19 protein-coding genes are annotated in these 18139 nt (G+C 43.2%); 10 read left to right on the top strand and 9 right to left on the bottom strand.

Annotated features, from left to right (window positions below; genetic code table 11):
- Window positions 1-41: 41 nt before the first annotated feature.
- Window positions 42-938: a cation diffusion facilitator family transporter gene (locus tag DC345_RS19235; RefSeq protein WP_113054437.1), complete on the top strand. Its 897-nt coding sequence runs from the start codon at window positions 42-44 to the stop codon at window positions 936-938.
- 98 nt (window positions 939-1036) lie between these two features.
- Here the strand turns inward: DC345_RS19235 and DC345_RS19230 are convergent, their stop codons facing one another.
- Window positions 1037-1900, bottom strand: a complete 864-nt coding sequence (locus DC345_RS19230; RefSeq protein WP_181586648.1) for an AraC family transcriptional regulator — start codon at window positions 1898-1900, stop codon at window positions 1037-1039.
- Between the two features lie 233 nt (window positions 1901-2133).
- Here DC345_RS19230 and DC345_RS19225 point away from each other — a divergent pair, with 233 nt between their 5' ends.
- The 7 genes from DC345_RS19225 to DC345_RS19195 all read left to right on the top strand — a co-directional run bounded on the left by DC345_RS19225 (window position 2134) and on the right by DC345_RS19195 (window position 8610).
- Window positions 2134-3354, top strand: coding sequence for an MFS transporter (locus DC345_RS19225; protein ID WP_113054435.1), 1221 nt, complete (start codon window positions 2134-2136; stop codon window positions 3352-3354).
- Between the two features lie 341 nt (window positions 3355-3695).
- The gene (locus DC345_RS19220) at window positions 3696-4175 is read left to right on the top strand and encodes a DUF6530 family protein (protein WP_113054434.1); all 480 of its coding nucleotides are present in this window, start codon (window positions 3696-3698) and stop codon (window positions 4173-4175) included.
- 1 nt (window position 4176) lies between these two features.
- Window positions 4177-5382 (top strand): MFS transporter, encoded by a 1206-nt coding sequence (locus DC345_RS19215; RefSeq protein WP_113054433.1) that lies wholly within the window; start codon window positions 4177-4179, stop codon window positions 5380-5382.
- A gap of 20 nt (window positions 5383-5402) precedes the next feature.
- On the top strand, window positions 5403-6533 hold the full coding sequence (locus DC345_RS19210; protein WP_113054556.1) for an AAA family ATPase: 1131 nt from the start codon (window positions 5403-5405) through the stop codon (window positions 6531-6533).
- Between the two features lie 134 nt (window positions 6534-6667).
- On the top strand, window positions 6668-7627 hold the full coding sequence (locus DC345_RS19205) for a vWA domain-containing protein (RefSeq protein ID WP_113054432.1): 960 nt from the start codon (window positions 6668-6670) through the stop codon (window positions 7625-7627).
- A 40-nt stretch (window positions 7628-7667) separates the two neighbouring features.
- A complete protein-coding gene (locus DC345_RS19200; RefSeq protein WP_113054431.1) occupies window positions 7668-8027 on the top strand; it encodes a GIY-YIG nuclease family protein in 360 nt (119 codons plus the stop codon).
- Between the two features lie 103 nt (window positions 8028-8130).
- Window positions 8131-8610, top strand: a complete 480-nt coding sequence (locus DC345_RS19195; RefSeq protein ID WP_113054430.1) for a DUF6530 family protein — start codon at window positions 8131-8133, stop codon at window positions 8608-8610.
- A gap of 92 nt (window positions 8611-8702) precedes the next feature.
- Here the strand turns inward: DC345_RS19195 and DC345_RS19190 are convergent, their stop codons facing one another.
- Window positions 8703-9116: a MerR family transcriptional regulator gene (locus tag DC345_RS19190; RefSeq protein ID WP_076289189.1), complete on the bottom strand. Its 414-nt coding sequence runs from the start codon at window positions 9114-9116 to the stop codon at window positions 8703-8705.
- Between the two features lie 182 nt (window positions 9117-9298).
- Here DC345_RS19190 and DC345_RS19185 point away from each other — a divergent pair, with 182 nt between their 5' ends.
- A complete protein-coding gene (locus DC345_RS19185) occupies window positions 9299-10339 on the top strand; it encodes an NAD(P)-dependent alcohol dehydrogenase (RefSeq protein ID WP_113054429.1) in 1041 nt (346 codons plus the stop codon).
- 147 nt (window positions 10340-10486) lie between these two features.
- On the opposite strand, the gene DC345_RS19180 is transcribed toward DC345_RS19185, so the two are convergent.
- The 7 genes from DC345_RS19180 to DC345_RS19150 form a co-directional block, all read right to left on the bottom strand.
- Entirely contained in the window at window positions 10487-11233 is a 747-nt protein-coding gene (locus tag DC345_RS19180; protein ID WP_113054428.1) for an SDR family oxidoreductase, read from the bottom strand.
- A gap of 42 nt (window positions 11234-11275) precedes the next feature.
- Window positions 11276-11671 carry a cupin domain-containing protein gene (locus DC345_RS19175; protein ID WP_113054427.1) on the bottom strand — a complete coding sequence of 132 codons (396 nt, stop codon included), beginning with the start codon at window positions 11669-11671 and terminating at the stop codon, window positions 11276-11278.
- A 25-nt stretch (window positions 11672-11696) separates the two neighbouring features.
- The gene (locus DC345_RS19170) at window positions 11697-12014 is read right to left on the bottom strand and encodes a carboxymuconolactone decarboxylase family protein (RefSeq protein ID WP_113054426.1); all 318 of its coding nucleotides are present in this window, start codon (window positions 12012-12014) and stop codon (window positions 11697-11699) included.
- 36 nt (window positions 12015-12050) lie between these two features.
- Window positions 12051-12803, bottom strand: a complete 753-nt coding sequence (locus tag DC345_RS19165; RefSeq protein ID WP_181586646.1) for a dihydrofolate reductase family protein — start codon at window positions 12801-12803, stop codon at window positions 12051-12053.
- Window positions 12804-13066: 263 nt separating this feature from the next.
- A complete protein-coding gene (locus DC345_RS19160) occupies window positions 13067-13897 on the bottom strand; it encodes a carbohydrate ABC transporter permease (protein ID WP_113054424.1) in 831 nt (276 codons plus the stop codon).
- 1 nt (window position 13898) lies between these two features.
- On the bottom strand, window positions 13899-14771 hold the full coding sequence (locus DC345_RS19155) for a carbohydrate ABC transporter permease (RefSeq protein ID WP_024633185.1): 873 nt from the start codon (window positions 14769-14771) through the stop codon (window positions 13899-13901).
- 68 nt (window positions 14772-14839) lie between these two features.
- On the bottom strand, window positions 14840-16147 hold the full coding sequence (locus DC345_RS19150; protein WP_113054555.1) for an ABC transporter substrate-binding protein: 1308 nt from the start codon (window positions 16145-16147) through the stop codon (window positions 14840-14842).
- Between the two features lie 212 nt (window positions 16148-16359).
- On the opposite strand from DC345_RS19150, the gene DC345_RS19145 reads away from it, so the two are divergent.
- Window positions 16360-18123 carry a cache domain-containing sensor histidine kinase gene (locus DC345_RS19145; RefSeq protein ID WP_113054423.1) on the top strand — a complete coding sequence of 588 codons (1764 nt, stop codon included), beginning with the start codon at window positions 16360-16362 and terminating at the stop codon, window positions 18121-18123.
- Window positions 18124-18139: the final 16 nt, after the last annotated feature.

Below are 18139 nucleotides of genomic sequence, written 5' to 3'. Positions count from 1 at the left end.
TAAAGTGCTAGAAAACAGTTGGAATCAGGGGGATTACGTTAGTGGAGCAAATAAAGTATGACAACTTAAAATTGGGTGAAAAGGGAGCAATCATCAGTATTATTGCTTATATTTGTTTGACTGCAATCAAAATGATTATTGGTTATATGTCTAATTCTGAGGCTTTAAAAGCCGATGGTTTAAACAATGCTACCGATATTATTGCTTCGATCGCGGTTCTTATCGGTCTGAGACTTGCTCAACGACCTGCTGATAAAGATCATACATACGGACATTGGAAAGCAGAGACCGTTGCCTCACTGGTTGCGTCTTTCATAATGATGGTAGTTGGGCTGCAAGTGCTTTACGGAGCGATTACATCCGTATTCCAGGGGAAAAGCGAATCTCCGGATATCATTGCAGCCTGGACAGGCATATTATGTGCCGCTGTGATGTATCTGGTATACAGATATAACAAAAAACTTGCTTTGAAGATCAAGAGCCAAGCGGTTATGGCAGCTGCAAAAGACAATATCTCTGATGCCTGGGTTAGTATAGGAACAGTTATAGGAATTATTGGTTCACAATTCGGCCTACCATGGCTCGACCCATTAACAGCTGTAGCGGTGGGCTTTCTAATATGTAAAACCGCTTGGGACATTTTTCGTGAAGCAACACACCATCTTACAGATGGATTTGACGAAGAGCTAATCAAGGAATACAGGAGCACAATTGCCAATGTAGATGGCGTAGAGGCGGTTAAAGATTTAAGAGCCCGGAATTACGGTAATAATGCCGTTGTCGATGTGGTAATCCTTGTACGATCGGATTTGGATCTTCAGAAAGCTCATGATATTTCAACAAATGTAGAAGACGAATTGTTAAAGGAACATGAGGTATACACTGTTCATGTTCATGTCGAACCAGATTCGGATGAAGCCCCTAACGAAGCACTTTAATTATAAATCATGAGAGGCAAATATAAGGACTTGCCAATAAACATGGACATACTCTATTGACTTATGACGAAACAGGTAGCCCTCAGGCTACCTGTTTTTTAGTTGGAAGGGTCACCGAACATGTCTTTTTGGTTTCTTTTGCGGAAACTTCTCGGAGATTCACCGACTGTTTTGGTAAATAGAATCGTAAAGTAGTTTGGGTTCTCGTACCCAACCAACTTGGAGATTTCCCATACTTTTTTCTTGGTTGAAACCAACAATCGGGTCGCTTCGCCCATTCTTCGTTGAATGAGGTAATGATAAGGGGAGGTACCGTAGCAATTTTTATACATATGAATCAAGTAATAGAAGTCGATATGGAATTGATCAGCCAAGTCTTTCAGCTTAATATTTTGACGATAGTTCGTGTCCAGATAATCTTTGATACTTTCAGCGAGGGTATTGCTTTGAACGATCTCATTTGCTGTGCGCTGATGGTGAGACATGCGATCGATAATCAGCAGCACGGCATTCAGCAGATGATGGGAAATAGAGTTATAACCTTCTTCTCGGATCGAAAATTCATTAAACATGGTCTGCATTAATGACCGAATCTCTTCCGAATAACGATTGGCACGAACGACTGGATCGCTGCCAGGAGGAATAACCCAATCATTGTTGGTGCGGGTGCCCGCTTTGAAACGAAAGCCGCAATAAAAGGTGGATAAAGGGAATTCCGGGTCCGATCTTTCCTCGTGAAGCGTGCCTTTGTTATATACAAGAACATCTCCCTTTTGAGCCGAGTGCTTTGTCCCATCAATCGTGAACGAGCCCTGACCCTCATTAACATAAATAATCTCATGCAAATCGTCATGCTTGTGGGTGGGAAAACTCCAATGGGGATTATCTGCCAACTTCCCTACATAAATAATAATGCAATCTTGATCTTCATGTAGTCGGTCGGGTTCATGGCGTGTATTCATTAATGTCTTCCCTTCAAGATTCTGTGGTGAAATGACAACATACATAATGTTTTGGATGAAGATCACAACAACCTTGATTGTCGCTTAGCATGTCTGACAGTACAATTTCACTATTCAATAATATGTACTATATATCGAATGGAAGGGATGTGAAAGCATAATTTGTTAAGAATGGAATTCATTTAAGAAAATGAAACGCTTGCAACATTAGAGAGAATTGTGAGGGCTTATTATTGACTAGAAAAAGAGAAAATTTACTTATTTTAACACTTACATTGGTTAGCTTTGTATTGGGAACAACCGAATACGTAATTGTGGGCGTATTGAAGGAAATCGAAACCTATATGAAAGTATCGCTGGCTGCCGCAGGCGCGCTCGTATCCGGCTTCGCCATTGCCTATGCAATCGGAACACCGTTTGCCGTTGCTTTCTTAGCCAAAATTCCCCGAAGAAACTCCATTTTAATCGGGTTTGCAGTCGTGCTTGCCTTGAACGTACTTACCATTTTCTCAACGACGTTCTATTCCTTGATGGTTATTCGGATCGTTTCAGCAGTAGCATGCGGACTTACGATATCGCTTTCGATCTCGATTGCAAGCGACGCTGTTAACCCGGAACGTAGAGGGGAAGCAATCGCCTGGATACTGGGCGGATTTTCCATAGCCAATGTGCTAGGCGTTCCTCTCGGCACGTTCATCGGACAGCATCTGAACTGGTCCATGACGTTTGTTGTTACAGCATGCATCGGGGTCGTGCCATTCATATTCATGTTCCGAATTCTTCCGCGACAAACAACGACCATTGCCGGTTCATTCAGCGATCAGATGACGCTATTTATGAAGCCGCGCATATTGCTGGCCTGCTTGATTCCGGTTCTTGGGAACAGTTGTATTTTTGTGGTTTTCACTTATATTACTCCTTTGCTGGGGAATTCCATGGGTGTACCTGCGCGTTGGATTAGCGCTGTACTCCTCATCTACGGTGCCTGCAGCATACTGAGCAACTGGATCGGTGCCAAAATAGCTAAAGGAGATTTCTTACCCAAGCTTAAATGGCTTTTCGTCATTCAAGCTGCCATCTTTATGGGACTCAGCTTCACTGTGTCTCACCTGTGGCTGGGCTTGGCGTTCTTGTTCCTGATCGGTTGCCTGTCATCATCCATGAGCGCCGCCTCCCAGCTCTATCTGTTCGACGTCTCTGGAGCAATCGCGCCGAATTCCAGACCGTTCGCATCCACGTTGCTGCCCGTGGCGGCAAACGTGGGGATAGCCCTCGGCTCCGGAGTTGGCGGGCTTGCTGTCAATTTAGGTGGTGTGAAGTGGGTGCCACCAGTAGCTGTGATATTAGCTTTGATGGCTTTTGTGATCACAGCGATCTGCCAGCGTTCCATTCAATTGAAGCCGGAAGGTGTCACTGCTCCAAAAGTAGACTACTCGATTCCAAGTACCAATTAGTGGCTCCTGAAGTCTGCTTCTCTAGTCCACAATTGTGACTTTTCATTGAGCAAGCAAATTGAAACGAAATTTCCATACATGTACGAGCACGGAAAGCCGCTAATTTAGCGGCTTTTTTTGTTTTTTCGGATACATTTCTAGAAAAAAATTATTGTGAAATTAAGCTGAACAGCATCTTTTTCCCATGGATCACTTTTTTGTTCAAAACAAAAGTGGAAAGGAAGCATTCAAAAAAACGGTTGACGAAGGAAGATATCCTGTATAGAATGAAGCCGTAATTTAGTAAATTAGTAATTTACTAAATTACTAAATAAAAAATTTGGAGAATAGGAGGAATAAAAATGAAAGAAGCAGTTGCTCCAGAGCACAAACCTGTTGTCGTAGCGGAGCACTATGAAAAGGTGGATGGTCGACTGGCCAGCAACCTGGACGTAAAAGGCCTTTCACTGGGCTTGACCCAGTGGGGCGATAGGGGAAAGGTTAATATATCGGCTAAGGCGTGGGAAAATACGGGAGAAAAATGCTCAATGCAATCAGAAGAGCTGCCTCTCCATCGCGTACTTGATTTGTCGATTCTGATCTGTAGATCCCTCGAGTATTTTCAAGAGGCCTATCGACATGAACATCTTTATGATCCACAGGAGCCTGTCATCGATCGCATTGCTCTTCAAGGTAGTGCCATGACAGTGGGAGTTTGTATAGACGATGAGAGCATCAATGAGAACATTCAGTTATTCAGCCAGGCTCTTCAAGATAATGATGAAATGAATAGTGAACGGCTGCGCGCGTTAGCAAAAATCTTAAAGGATATGGGGTATTGAAATGTTTGCCAATCCATATGTTCGAACTATTATTTTTTCCCGGGTGCTCTTGCAGCTCGGAATTTGGATCCGAAATTATGCCGTTCTTCTTTATGTCTCCGAATTGACGCATAATAATCCGGTTGATATATCACTGATTTCGGTAGCGGAATTTTCACCAATCTTTATATTTGGTCTGATTGGTGGTACTTTTGCCGATCGCTGGCGACCGAAAAAAACAATGGTATGGAGTGATTTATTATCAGGTTTGTCCGTTGGTGTTGTATTGCTTACGGTCATGAACGGTGGATGGATTGCACTTCTAATTGGATCTTTCGTTTCTGCCAGTTTGTCACAGTTTTCTCAGCCTTCAGCGATGAAACTGTACAAAAGGCATGTACCAGCCGAACAATTGCAGGGCGTAATGGCTATGTCCCAAACGCTTGTTGCTGTCTTTATGGTTTTGGGGCCGGTCATTGGCACTTTTATTTTCATAAAGTTTGGCATTAGCGTATCCCTCATCCTGACTGCGGCTATGTTTGTGGGTTCTTCGCTTGTATTATCATTACTTCCTCAGGATGTAGAGGAGGAGAACTCAGGGAATACTGGCGGCTTCGTTAGAGAGCTGACAGATGGCCTGCGGTATATCGGGGCGAATAAATCCTTGAGAACACTTGGATTAACATTCTCGGCAGTTGGTTTGGCATCAGGACTGACTCAGCCGCTTCAGCTCTTTCTTGTCATTGAAAATTTGGGTCAGGATAAAGAGTTCTTGCAATGGCTGGTGATGGCGAATGGGGCGGCCATGTTGGTCGGAGGTGCAGTGATCATCGCAATCGCTAAAAAGGTGAAGCCACAGTTATTGCTTCTAGTTGGTTTACTTGTTAATGCAATCTGTACGGTTGGCATGGGCGCATCAACACAAATTTGGTTAACCATTATTCTGCTCGTAATTAGTGGTTTGTTCTTCCCGTGTATTCAAGGTGGAATTCAGACGCTTCTTGTGCGGAATACGGAAGGAGCATTTATTGGCCGGGTATCCGGAGCAATTATGCCGATTTTTATGGGAATGATGGTGATTGGCATGCTTACCTCTGGATATCTCAAAGATACGTTTTCCCTGCTTAGTGTATTTATAGGGAGTGGTGTTTTTGTGATAATCGGTGCGTTATTATTGCTTCCTATCGTCATTGAAAGAAGAAATAAAGCCGAGGAAACTACATCATGACGGACAGGGAGGAGAAAACAATGCAGGAACATCAACATGAAGAATATTTCTTATCACCTCAGAGAGCATTAACAGATGCAGAAGAAAAGCTGGTGTGGAAGAAGCCATTGTCTCATATGTCGAGCGAAGAAGAACGACGTATTACTAAAGAAGTAAAACGAAACTGGCATCGTGGGGAAATGAAGATTTCCAATATTCTCCTAGAAGGAGATGCCGGTTCTGGCAAAACACAATTGGCAAAAGCATTATCCGCTAATTTCGGATTGCCTTATACGAAAGTGACCTGTTTTGCAGATATGGACAAATCGGATATTATTGGTGCTATTTTGCCGGTGATTTCTCCTGAACGATTAGAGACATTGGAACCCTCGGAGCAAACCGCTTTGAAAGCATTGTATGAAAGCGATCATTTTCAAAGCACAACGCAAATAATAATGAGTGCATTGGATATTTCAAAAGAACAAGCAGCGAACAAGATGAAACAATTGCTGAAGCTGGTTGTAGATCAGACGGACGGAGAAGCCGTTGAGTACAGATTTTATCCCTCGGAGATCGTTAGAGCCTATCAAAAGGGTTATCTTCTGGAAATACAGGAGCCGAATGTCATTCGGGATGCAGCAGTGTTGATGGCGTTAAATTCTGCTTTGGAACTGGACGGTAGTATTAATCTACCTACTGAAATCATACACAGACATCCGGACTTCATAGCGGTCATTACAACCAATCGCAGTTATGTAGGGTCGAGGCATTTAAATGAAGCGCTTCGGGACAGGGTTCAACACTCGGAGAAGATGGATCTTCCGAGCAAAGAAATCATGATGGAACGTGCCAAAGTCAAAACTGGTTATGAGGATGAGCAGGTATTAAGTGTGTTAGCGGATACGATTATGATTTTGGACACTACAGCCCGAGCCAATGCCATCAAAGGTGTGGCTGGAATGCGCTCTTTTTTCTACTGGACTGATGCAGTTGCAGGAGGAGCCTCGGCTAAAGAATCTCTTTATCACAAGGTTATCTACAAAATAACGACCGATTCAGAGGAAATTAAAATCCTGGAAGAAGCACTCCACAAGCATGATCTGATTACCCATGTAGAGAGCATCACGAATGAAGTAAAAAAAAACGGGAATCCAACGATGACACTGCCATAGAGATCAAGATATGGGGAGACAGTGATGACATTGACGTTGAGCATGAGAGTATTGAAGATGAAGAGGGGATCACACTAAAGAAATCTGCGGATAGTGAAGAGTCTGCTGCTTGTGTATCCGTTAACTCTGCGGATATGGGAAGGGAGGATACGGGGGAAGACGCTTCTCCAATGTATCATCAGACCAATCCCGAATCCAAGTCAGAGGAAGAAAAACAAAAAGAGCGCGATTTCCGTAAAAAGCTTAATCAAGTCACAAGAGAGAGCGTGGCGGATTCGATTCATGAAAAAGTAAAACTCATCGTTCACCGCCCGGCTTACGATTATGACTTCCAAGAGGAATATTACAATCTAAGCAGAAAGCTTATACCCGTAATACAGGAGATTGCGAGAAAGACACTCCCGCTGCTGGAACATGAGTCTTCATCTGAATTTGAGAAGAATAGGTACTATGGCAGCAAGTTTCATGCAGACAGCGTCGTATATAAGGATTACAGGCATTTTGCAAAAAAAAGCCCTCCGACGGAATTGCCATCCCTTGTAGTAGGTCTAAGAGTGGATGAATCAGCATCGATGTCAGCGTTTGGGAGATTAGAAGCAGCTAAGCGTGCAGTCATCGCGGTATATGAATTTTGTCAAATCAGCAATATTCCAGTATTAATCTACGGTGATACCGCGGATGTTTCCAGAATGGAGCAGATGTCGATCTTTGCTTATACTGATCTCGATCAACCGAATATTAACGATCGATTCAGACTCATGGGAATTCAGGCCAGAAGTAACAATCGTGATGGAATGGCTCTTAGAATTATGGCAGAACGATTAGTGCTTGCACCGCAGCAGACCAAGTTGCTAATTAGTATCAGTGATGGACAGCCCAAAGCAATGGAAAATTACACTGGAAGCTATGCCATCAGAGACATGCAGCAAACCATAGAGGCATATGAACGGAAAGGAGTTACTTTCCTTGCATCTGCAATTGGTCAAGACAAAGATGTCATTAGCGAGATTTATGGTCATGAACGATTTTTGGATATTACCAATTTACGTGAATTTCCTGCAAAATTAGTTCGGATTATCGCTCGCTATTTATAATTTTACCAATGTATATTAACTACGATAAGGAGAGAGAGAGATGGATATGAATAAGCGCAGGGAGCTGCTGGAGGAATATAAGCAGATCAAGACGTATATGGGTGTAGCCCAAATTAAAAACAAAGTTAACGGGAAAATCTATATCGACAGCTATCCCAACTTGAAAAACAAATGGTTTACTCTACAGATGCAACTGGATCAAGGAAGATTTGCGAATGCCGAGTTACAAAAAGAATGGAAAGAATTCGGAGAAGAGGCATTCACTTATGAGGTACTGGAACAGAAAGACATCGATAAGGTGACGGATGTGCGTTGGGAACAAAAACAAATCCTGAAGCCGTGGCTTCAGAAGTTACAGCCCTATGGAGAAAAAGGCTATAATAGACCTCCAAAGAATTAGATCTTGTAACAGGAGACTGATTTGACTAACGGTTAAAATCAAGATAAGATGAAACCGTCGTTTAGTAAATTAGTAAAAAGGTAAACGGAATGAGGGAATGAAATTGAAAATACCTACAACGTTAAAACATAAACCTGTTGTCGTATCGGATAATTATGAAAAGGTTGATGGCCGAATGGCCGGGAACACGGACGCAAAAGGTCTTTCCCTGGGATTGGCCCAGTGGAACGATAGAGGAAAGGTTGATATTTCAGCCAAAGTATGGAGATATACCGGAGAAAAGTGGTCCAGACAATCCGAAGAGCTGCCTCTCCATCGCGTGTTGGATTTGTCCATTCTGATCTGTCGGTCTTTGGAACATTTTCGCGAGGCCTATAGATATGAGCATTTATATGACCCGGAGCAGCCTGTCATCGATCGTGTTGGACTGCAAGGGGATGCAATGTCCGTGGAGATTTGTACGGACAATGAGAGAATAAATGAAGATATTAAGCTGTTCAGCCAAGCTCTGAGTGATGACGATGAAATGATCGGCGAGCGTTTGCGTACATTGTCCAAAATATTAAAGGATATGGGTTATTAACAGGAAAACGTCATTTATAAAGGGATTGAGCAAAAAGAGCCTAAACATCTATAGATGTTTAGGCTCTTTGATGTGAGTTGAATATAACATACTTAGTTAGCAATGAAATTCCCCATTCGATTGCTTTTATGAATCTCTTCCGTTCCAGCATCGAGAGCAGTCCTGTAATAAGCACGTTTATGTTCAATAACTTCCATAGTCTTTCTAAGTTCTTCCATTTGCGCCTCTACACTCGCCTTGCGTTCCGTGAACATGTCATATCGCTCTTGCAAGGTGGAGTCCCCCTCGGAACACCATGCAATAAAATCTTTGATATCCTTGATCGGCATCCCGGTAGATTTCAGACATTGAATGATCTTTAAAAAATCGATGTCTGATTCTTTAAAATTTCGTGCTCCGCCAGGGGTACGTTCAACAAAAGGCATGAGTCCTTCCTTATCGTAGTAACGCAAAGTATATACGGTTAGATTCAATTCTTTAGCGACCTCGCTAATTGAATACGTCATTTATTTTCCTCTTTTCTTACTCATATAGACTTCGAGCTAACTCTAGGATTGTCTTTTGGGATTCTACCACGCAGGTTGCAAGATGTCAAAGTTTCTAAAGAGAGTTGACCTAGAGTTAACTAGAGGGATTAAGATCGTTTTGCAAGAGAAAAGGAAGAATGACAATCTTAGGAGGTTTTATGATGATAACTGCTAAAGCACGAGCTGTTGATGGTCCGGACCAATCGTTCCGGGCAGCCGAGATTAAACGACGCGATCTGGACTTGCACGATGTCCTGATCGAAATTAAATATGCTGGCATATGCCACTCTGATATCCACACTGCTCACGGTGAATGGGGTCCCGTAAACTACCCGCTCGTACCTGGACATGAGATCGCAGGAATTGTCACCGATGTAGGAGCCGAGGTTTCAAGGTACAAAGTTGGTGACCGAGTGGGGGTTGGATGTATGGTTGACTCCTGTGGCGAATGTGAGAACTGCCGCCAAGGAGAAGAGCAGTACTGTCTCAAAGGAAATGTTCCCACCTACGCAGGTGTTGATAAATACGGCGAGCCTACACAAGGTGGATACTCCACTCACATCGTCGTAACCGAGGAGTTCATCGTTCGGATTCCAGACAACATCGAGCTGGATGTCGCTGCACCTTTACTTTGTGCAGGTATTACAACATACTCGCCGCTAAATCATTGGGGAGCTGGACCAGGTAAAAAAGTAGCGGTTGTAGGTCTGGGTGGACTGGGTCATATGGCTGTCAAAATTGCACATGCCATGGGCGCAGAAGTAACTGTTCTGTCACAATCATTGAAGAAAAAAGAGGATGGTTTGCAATTCGGGGCAGATCATTACTATGCCACAAGTGAACCAGATACGTTCGCAAAACTCGCCGGGTCGTTTGATCTGATTATTAACACGGTAAGTGCGAATATCGACATTAATGCTTACTTCTCACTGCTCACTCTGGATGGGACATTGGTTAATGTGGGTGCTCCTGGGGTGCCTTTGGCAGTAAACGTGATGTCACTCATCGGTCACCGTCGTTCATTTGCAGGTTCAATGATCGGTGGCATTCGTGAGACTCAGGAAATGCTTGATTTCTGTGCAGAACATAGTATCGTCCCTATGATCGAAGTTATTTCAGCTGACCAAATTGACGAGGCCTACCAACGTGTATTAGCTTCAGATGTGAAGTACAGATTCGTAATTGACACTAGCACAATTTAAGTTGTTTTATAATAGATTGTATGGGCCTTTACCATTTGAACTGCAACTATAAAAACAGAAAATCCAATCGCTCATAACATTGCGATTGGATTTTCTGTTGTATTAATCTGATACGACGAATTCATCAAAATTTCGAGAATCATACCATTAACCCACTTGAACTGTGGGACGAATAATCATTTCGTTAATCGCTACATCCGATGGTTGCTCAATTGCAAATGCGATGGCACGTGCGATGTGATCTGCATCAATAGCGGATTTGTAGAACTCATCTAGGCCTGCTTTGGACTCAGGATCACTTGTCGTTTCCAGTAACTCGCTGCTGACAGCACCTGGAGAAATATTGGTGACTCTGATATTGGTTCCACTCATGGCTTCTTCCTGGCGCAGACCTTCGGAGATGGCTGTAACGGCATGCTTCGTTCCACAGTATACGGTTCCACCTGGATATATGTTATGTCCGGCAACAGAGGAAAGGTTCAAAATATGACCTGATTTCTGTTCTCTCATGGACGGAAGAACTGCTGCAATAGCATAAAGGACACCCTTAATGTTTACATCGATCATATTGTCCCATTCATCAACTTTTTTCTTGAAAAGAAAGGCTTGAGGCATGATGCCTGCATTGTTGATTAGAACATCAATTTTCCCAAATTCGCTTAGTGCATATTCAGCCAAATCTTCCATTTGAGTATGCGAAGTCACATCTGTTGGTTTGATAATAGCGTGACCGCCATTGTTCTGAATTTCTCTTTGCAATTGTACTAAACGTTCTTCCCGACGAGCTGCCAATACCAGCTTGGCTCCTTTCGAAGCAAGAACTTTCGCGGTAGCTTCTCCAATCCCACTGGATGCTCCCGTAAGAATTACAACTTTACCCGCAATATTAGACATATTCGATTTCATTCCTTTCATATAGATACAGATTCTTTCGCCTTAGAGCGCGTTGTACCACTCATCATTCACAGGTTCTAACCATTCGGTTTGTCCAGGAGTCATGGCCAGATGCACAAACCAACTATCGGCTGTTGCCCCATGCCAGTGCTTAACGTTGGGAGCAATATTAATAACATCACCGGTTTTAAGCAATTGTGCGGGTTTACCTTCTTCCTGGTACCAGCCTTCACCACCTGTAACGAGTAAAACTTGACCTACAGCGTGCGAATGCCAATTATTGCGTGCTCCTGGCGCGAAAGTAACATTTCCAATGCTAGTGTTAAGTGGAGTTTCATCTGTAAAGACCATCTCCAGATAAGCATCTCCAATAAAATTGGCTTCTACTTTGTTTCCCAGTGGGAAGATGATGCTGTTACTCAAATGTTCGTTTGTCATGATGATTCCCTGCTTTCTTTCTATTCTATTTATAAATATCTTTTGCAATATTGAACGCAGACCATGCCTTAGGCCAGCCCACATAGAAGGAAAGGTGAGTAATGATTTCAGACACTTCATTACGAGTTACTCCATTTTCCTTTGCTTTATGAAGGTGTGGGGTTAATTGTTCGAAATTCCCACCGGCAATAAGTGCAGAGACTGTTATCATACTGCGATCATGACTGGATAATTCTTCTACTCTTGACCATACCTCGCCAAACAGAATATCGTCATTCAATTCTGCAAATTTGGGGGCGAACTCACCCAATATATCTCGTCCAGCCGTTTGTTTTTTTTCCATGGCTAAGTGATCCTCCATTCCTTGTACATTTAAGAATTATTTAGAATTTCCTTCTACTCGATAAGTCATCCACAATCCGTTATGTTCCATTTGTTCAACTCTTATCAATTCAAAATGAACGGGGGAGGTTTCTTTGCAACTCGAACCCTTCTCAAACATGGTCAAAGCCGGAGAGCTTGCCTCTGCAAAAGGAACGAATAAGAGACTCAACTCATCAATCAAACCTTCATTCAGAAAAGAACCATTTAAGACACCGCCGCCTTCAAGCAGTACTCGATCAATGGAGAACAATGCTTTCAATTTTTTTACAACCGTCACAACGTTCAGCTCTTTCGTCCCACCAAAGATATAAGAAATGCCCAATTCTTGCAGATATGCCAGATAAGCATCGGGAACTTCTTCAGTCAGGACTTCAATGATGTGATCCGTTGTTCTGTTGCCATTCTCTTCGGATATATAGTTGTGGTTCCAAGCCAATTTGCCGTGTGGATCTACAGCGATGGCATAAGTTTCAATGTCTCGCTGCGCAATATAGTCCGTTCGAGGAATGGGGGACAGCTTGTCTTGATTGAATGGAGGAATATATTCATGTGCAAAATGCTCTTGCATCGTGATTCGTCCGCACATCCAGGCATTACACTCGTAGCGGTCATGGATACGTTCATACTCATGAATGAAGTAGGCTGACTGATCATCTTCCAGAAAATCGCCGATAATTTTGCCATCCAACGAACTAAGCATATGACAAATCATATAGGGTCTGTCCATCGCAGCATCTCCTTTCGACATGAATGGGATAAAGTGAATGTCATCCATTACTGTAGTAACACTGATGTGTGAATTAAATTTACATTCATACAATAATGAACATCTATCTATTATTATATAAGGGAGAATTGTATAATCAATTGTTGGATTCATTGAATTTGTTCAGAAATAAACATAGAAGTGTATATTGTAAATAAACGTCAGGATAGCATGAACAAAAAAACGCTTTTGGGAGTTGATTTCCCAAAAGCGTCCTAAGTTTATTTCTATATAAATACCAATGATCACCCTTTGACCGCTCCCGCAGTAAGTCCGCTAACGATATATTTCTGTCCAAACAAGTAGAGGATAAACACAGGAAGTGAAGTCAGTACAAGATTAGCAAAAATCAAGTTCCAGTCACGGCTGTATTTGCCGTAAAAATTATAGATCGAGAGCGGCATCGTCCACGTTGAACTATTCGTAAGGAAGTACACCGGAATCGTAATATCATTCCATACCGACATAAAAACCATGATCGCTACCGTTGCGTTGACGGGCAGGATGAGTGGTGTAACGATACGGAAAAACACGCCGAACACGCTGGCACCTTCCAGAAACGCAACCTCGTCCAGTGCTTTCGGAATGGTTTTGATAAATCCGCTGTACAAAAATACGCTAAAGGCGGTATTAAGCGCTGCATAGATCAGGATGACGCTTGATATACTTCCATAAAACCCCAACCCTTGCACGACCCGGATCGTCGTAATAATCGACATCGGTGCAATCAGTCCCATGAAAAAATACATATATATTGTGTTTGAAAGTTTGGTGTCCCGGCGTGCCAGAATGAAGGAAGCCGCTGAGGAAGCCACAATGTTGATGATGGACGATATCCCCGTAATCCAGATGCTGTTCAGGAATGCTCGGGACAGACCGCCTTCTTCAAATACCCGGACATAGTTTGAAAATTGCCATTGATCCGGCAGACTTAAGGAAAAGCTGAGCACTTCAGCGCTCGTTTTGAACGAACCCAGAATTAGAACCACCAGAGGCAACAGAATGAGTAGAGAGGCGAGGAGCAGAAATCCTTCAACAACATAGTTGCGAATAGCGAGTTTGCGTGTATATCCCATGTTATTCCGTAACCTCCTTGCGCCGCATGAAAATCAACAGCGGTATAGCAATAATCGTGACCACCACAAACAGAAGTGTGTTGACTGCGGTACCAAGTCCCCAGTTTCCTTCGCCGAAGGAGCGGAGAATGATTGTTCCCACAACTTGTGAAGCGTTGCCTGGACCTCCGCCAGTCATGACATACACTTCCGAGAATACTTTAAGCCCGCCAATCAGTGTCAACATCAGATTAATATTGATGGCTGGCAGCAAAAGTGGCAGAGTAATTTTGAAAAAACTTTTCCATGAGCTTGCTCCGTCAATCGTAGCGGCTTCATAATATTCTTGAGAAATGGATTGTAAACCAGCCAGATAGATGGCCATTTGGAATCCGGCGCTTTGCCAGATGGATACGATGGCAATCGTCCAGATGACAAGGGAAGGATTGGTCAACCAAGCCTGGCTCAATGAATGTAATCCGACTGCTTCCAATACACGATTGATCGTACCTTCTGTACGCAGCATTGGTGTGAACAAGATGCTGATGACCAGAATGCTCAGTATGGAAGGTGAGTAGAATATTGCGCGCAGCAGGTTCTTCGTTTTTAATCTCATATTTAGGGCCACGGCTAATAGCAGACCAATAATATTTTTGCCAGCAACCGTAACAACGGCAAAAATCGCCGTATTTTTAAGCGCCAAAATAAGTGTTTTGTCTGAGAAAATTTTCTCGAAATTGTCCCATCCGATAAACTTCAGATCAATTCGATCCAGCCGCCAATCCGTAAAAGAGTAATAGAAAGCAGCAATAGCTGGAATAACAAAAAAGATAGAGTAGATGAGTAGTGCCGGAAATACCATGTAATACGAATATAAATTTTTCGCCCTTTTCATGTCTCACACTCCGTTATAGCTAGGCAGCACATCATTCAGGAATGACATGCTGCCCTGTAATTCAATTCTTAGAAACCGGAAACGCCTTTATCCTGCATTAGTTGACTGAACTTCTCATCCCAGGATTTCAATACTTCCTCCGGTGTCAAACCGCCAGCGAATTGATCTTGTAACAGTCTGTATAACTCACTGCGATCTACCAGCATGTAAGCATCCGTGGTCAACACAGTTTTCTTGGGCAGGATGTAATTGTCAACGATATCCTGTTTGTAAGCAGGCAACTCTGGCGTAGTAACGTCGCTAAAATTGGATACATAGCCTTTGGAGTCGACGATCTGTTGGGCAATTTCCTTGGAGGCGATAAAGTCCAGGAACTGTTTGGCTTCGTCCAAATGCTTAGCCTTTTTCGGAATGAACAGCTGTCCTCCAAGCGGACTTGCACCCAATTTGGCATCATCAGAAGAAGGAATTGGGAATACGCCGAGTTCCATGCTTGGATCCTGCTCTGCTACGCCTTCGATTAACCAATCTCCCATAAACATCATGGCGACTTCCTTGTTCAGGAATTTGCCAACCGCCATGTCATAGCTGTCGCTCAGCACATCCGTATTGGTATACCCCTTGGTGTACACTTCGTATTGCTGCTCCAAAAACGTTTTAAACTCGGGAATATCGGACCATTTTTTTTTGTTGCTGTTGAGTTCATCGAAAAAAGTAGGGTCATTTTTGGCTACAAAATCGGCAAATGCTGCCGCAGGCCAAATGTTCGCAGCCCATGCATCTTTATAGGGCATGAATACTGGAGTAATACCGCTAGCTTTAATTTTTTCACAGATCGCCAAAAATTGTTCGTAACTTGTAGGGATGGACAGACCCAGGTCAGCAAAAATCTGTTTGTTGTACACGACGCCTTGCATGCCCGTGTCCTGACTGACATGGAAGCTGTAGATATGGCCGGCAGCAGAGAGTACATCTTTGTTTACAATTCTGCTGGCCCAGGACTCGTTATCCAGAATTTCGAAATTGCGTTCAAGATTCAAATCCGTAATGGCGCTGGCCAAATTGTACTGGATAATGTCGGGCGTTTCGTCTACAGCCAGCTTGGTTTGCAGTACGGTTGTTGTTTGCTCAGCCGGGATGAGCTGCAAATTTACAGAGATATGGGTCTGTTTTTCAAACTCATCGAGAATATCCTGCTGGATAAAGGCGGAATCCTGTGAGCTCTTGGAAATGGCCAGTTCCAGTGTGACCTTGCTGTTTTTATTGCCATTGCTTGCAGATGTGCCAGAATCAGTGTCACCTGATCCGCAAGCGGTCAGTGAAATGGACAACAAGCTTGCCAATACAATGGATGCTGCTTTTTTTCTTTTATGCATGTTCAACGTAAATCCCCCTCTGAAACATGTGATGAATCCGTTTACAAATCCAATTATAGAATCCTCTCTTACTTCGGTACATGTCTGTGCTTGAATATTTATGTGTAAAATACTGAACTTGAAATCGCTATCATTTCATTCAAACCCATGCTACATTAAGACATGATCCAGACGAATTTCACAGCATGATAGGACAGGAGGCTTCGCGAAGCATGGCTAAACTTCTACATAGAGCCACACAATTCAGCTTGCAGACAAAAGTATTTTTGACATTTCTGGCGCTTCTTTTGTTCGTGCTGGGATGTTTTATCGTTTATGTGAACCTTGTCGTTATCCGCCCGCTTACACAAAAAACGGAGGAGGATATGCTAGTCACTGCCACTAAGGTACGAGAACAGGTTGACCTATACGTAGAGCAGCAAAACCAGATGTCCCAGCGCATATTGTCCAATAAGGACATCTTCGCAACGATGGACAAGAGTTCTTCAGCCCCAAGCAATTATGAAAGACTGAAGCAGATTCGGAAACTGAAAGATATCATGTTTCAGGCTATTGGCCCCAGCATGAACATCAAGGACATGTCCATTTATGATAAACAGGGTGTGCTGCTCACATCGTATCTGGGTTCAGGACATCCTCCAACAATCCTAAGTGCCTTAACGGAAAAAAGTAGAAGTGGACGAGAGTGGACAGGGAACGGTTTTATTCTGCTTCGAGATGCAGACACGATTTCCTTTGTCCGTACGGTCAACGATCAGAATGGCAGGCTATACGGATATCTTAGTATTCAAATGGATCAAGCTTACATTCAAAACCTTACGGAAGGAATTACAGCAGGAGATGTATTCATTATGAACAAGCAAGGTGAGCAAATGACTGGCTCGGAAGTGAGAAAGAACGCATTGGTGTGGAAAGAGCCACTATCCGACGAAGGACTGGCAGTTGATGAACAAAATAATTACGTTACGCATTCTACATCTCACCAGACGGGTTGGATTACTTTTATAATAACGCCGAAAGACTCGGTTTTAGGCTCAATCCGCTCCGTGCAAAGCATGTCCATTTTGCTGATTACAGCCTTAATGCTCATTTCTTTCGTATACATTTTCTTCTCCACACGCAATCTGTTGCTTCCCATTCGCAAGCTTCGCAGCCAGATTTGGCGCATCAACTACAGCAATATGAAGCTGAAAGTCGATGATCGGCCTAAAAATAATGATCTCTTGCTGTTGAATGAAGCTTTTCAGGACTTGATGGAGAGATTACAGGAGTCTATTGACCGTGAGAAGAAGGCGTTACATGAAGAAGTCACCGCGCGGAATTCCGCATTGCAAGCTCAGATCGCTCCCCATTTCCTTCATAACGTCCTTTATTTGATCAGCATTGCTGCTCAAGAGGGAAGAACCCGGGTCGTGTCCGATATGTGCAAACATCTGTCAGACAGTTTACGATATATAGTTTCATCCCCTTATGCACATGTGACGATGACGGAAGAGCTTGAGCATACGAGACATTATTTGTCGTTGGTACAGCAAAAGTATGAAGAAGATCTAGAGTGGAACATTGATGCTGATGAACTGACGAGTGAAATTCGCCTGCCGCGGCTGGTCATTCAGCCTTTCGTTGAAAACTGTATTGAGCATGCTTTCTTCAATACCACACCTCCCTGGTGTATCCAAATTACCGTGAAGCAGTATAACGGATTATGGGCATTGGAGATTAAAGACAACGGAGAGGGCTTCCCGCCAAACAAAATAGAAGAGATTTTGTCCAATATTCAGAAGTCTGGCTCCGGAATGAGTCAAAACCCTGATCGTCAGACAGCTCTTGGCAACATGGGAATCGTCAATAGTGTCAATCGGCTGAAACTGATGTATAGCAATCGGCTGTTTTTTAACATCTACAACAATCATTCTGACGAGGGAAAAGGAGCAACTATTCAAATCATCGGCTCGATGACGAGGGATTTTTACTGAGCACAGGAGGCATAGA

This window comes from Paenibacillus taichungensis (genome assembly GCF_003287275.1).
GTDB lineage: Bacteria > Bacillota > Bacilli > Paenibacillales > Paenibacillaceae > Paenibacillus > Paenibacillus taichungensis_A.
This window is presented reverse-complemented; position numbering and strand designations above follow the sequence as displayed.

Bases quoted from the DNA above. Each gene is read 5' to 3' on its own strand.
- DC345_RS19230 (WP_181586648.1), bottom strand. From the start codon at position 1,900: ATGAATACACGCCATGAACCCGACCGACTACATGAAGATCAAGATTGC.
- DC345_RS19170 (WP_113054426.1), bottom strand. From the start codon at position 12,014: ATGGAAAAAAAACAAACGGCTGGACGAGATATATTGGGTGAGTTCGCC.
- DC345_RS19215 (WP_113054433.1), top strand. From the start codon at position 4,177: ATGTTTGCCAATCCATATGTTCGAACTATTATTTTTTCCCGGGTGCTC.
- DC345_RS19145 (WP_113054423.1), top strand. From the start codon at position 16,360: ATGGCTAAACTTCTACATAGAGCCACACAATTCAGCTTGCAGACAAAA.
- DC345_RS19165 (WP_181586646.1), bottom strand. From the start codon at position 12,803: ATGTCGAAAGGAGATGCTGCGATGGACAGACCCTATATGATTTGTCAT.
- DC345_RS19180 (WP_113054428.1), bottom strand. From the start codon at position 11,233: ATGTCTAATATTGCGGGTAAAGTTGTAATTCTTACGGGAGCATCCAGT.
- DC345_RS19210 (WP_113054556.1), top strand. From the start codon at position 5,403: ATGCAGGAACATCAACATGAAGAATATTTCTTATCACCTCAGAGAGCA.
- DC345_RS19185 (WP_113054429.1), top strand. From the start codon at position 9,299: ATGATAACTGCTAAAGCACGAGCTGTTGATGGTCCGGACCAATCGTTC.
- DC345_RS19150 (WP_113054555.1), bottom strand. From the start codon at position 16,147: ATGCATAAAAGAAAAAAAGCAGCATCCATTGTATTGGCAAGCTTGTTG.
- DC345_RS19160 (WP_113054424.1), bottom strand. From the start codon at position 13,897: ATGGGATATACACGCAAACTCGCTATTCGCAACTATGTTGTTGAAGGA.
- DC345_RS19175 (WP_113054427.1), bottom strand. From the start codon at position 11,671: ATGACAAACGAACATTTGAGTAACAGCATCATCTTCCCACTGGGAAAC.
- DC345_RS19155 (WP_024633185.1), bottom strand. From the start codon at position 14,771: ATGAAAAGGGCGAAAAATTTATATTCGTATTACATGGTATTTCCGGCA.
- DC345_RS19220 (WP_113054434.1), top strand. From the start codon at position 3,696: ATGAAAGAAGCAGTTGCTCCAGAGCACAAACCTGTTGTCGTAGCGGAG.
- DC345_RS19205 (WP_113054432.1), top strand. From the start codon at position 6,668: ATGGGAAGGGAGGATACGGGGGAAGACGCTTCTCCAATGTATCATCAG.
- DC345_RS19190 (WP_076289189.1), bottom strand. From the start codon at position 9,116: ATGACGTATTCAATTAGCGAGGTCGCTAAAGAATTGAATCTAACCGTA.
- DC345_RS19200 (WP_113054431.1), top strand. From the start codon at position 7,668: ATGGATATGAATAAGCGCAGGGAGCTGCTGGAGGAATATAAGCAGATC.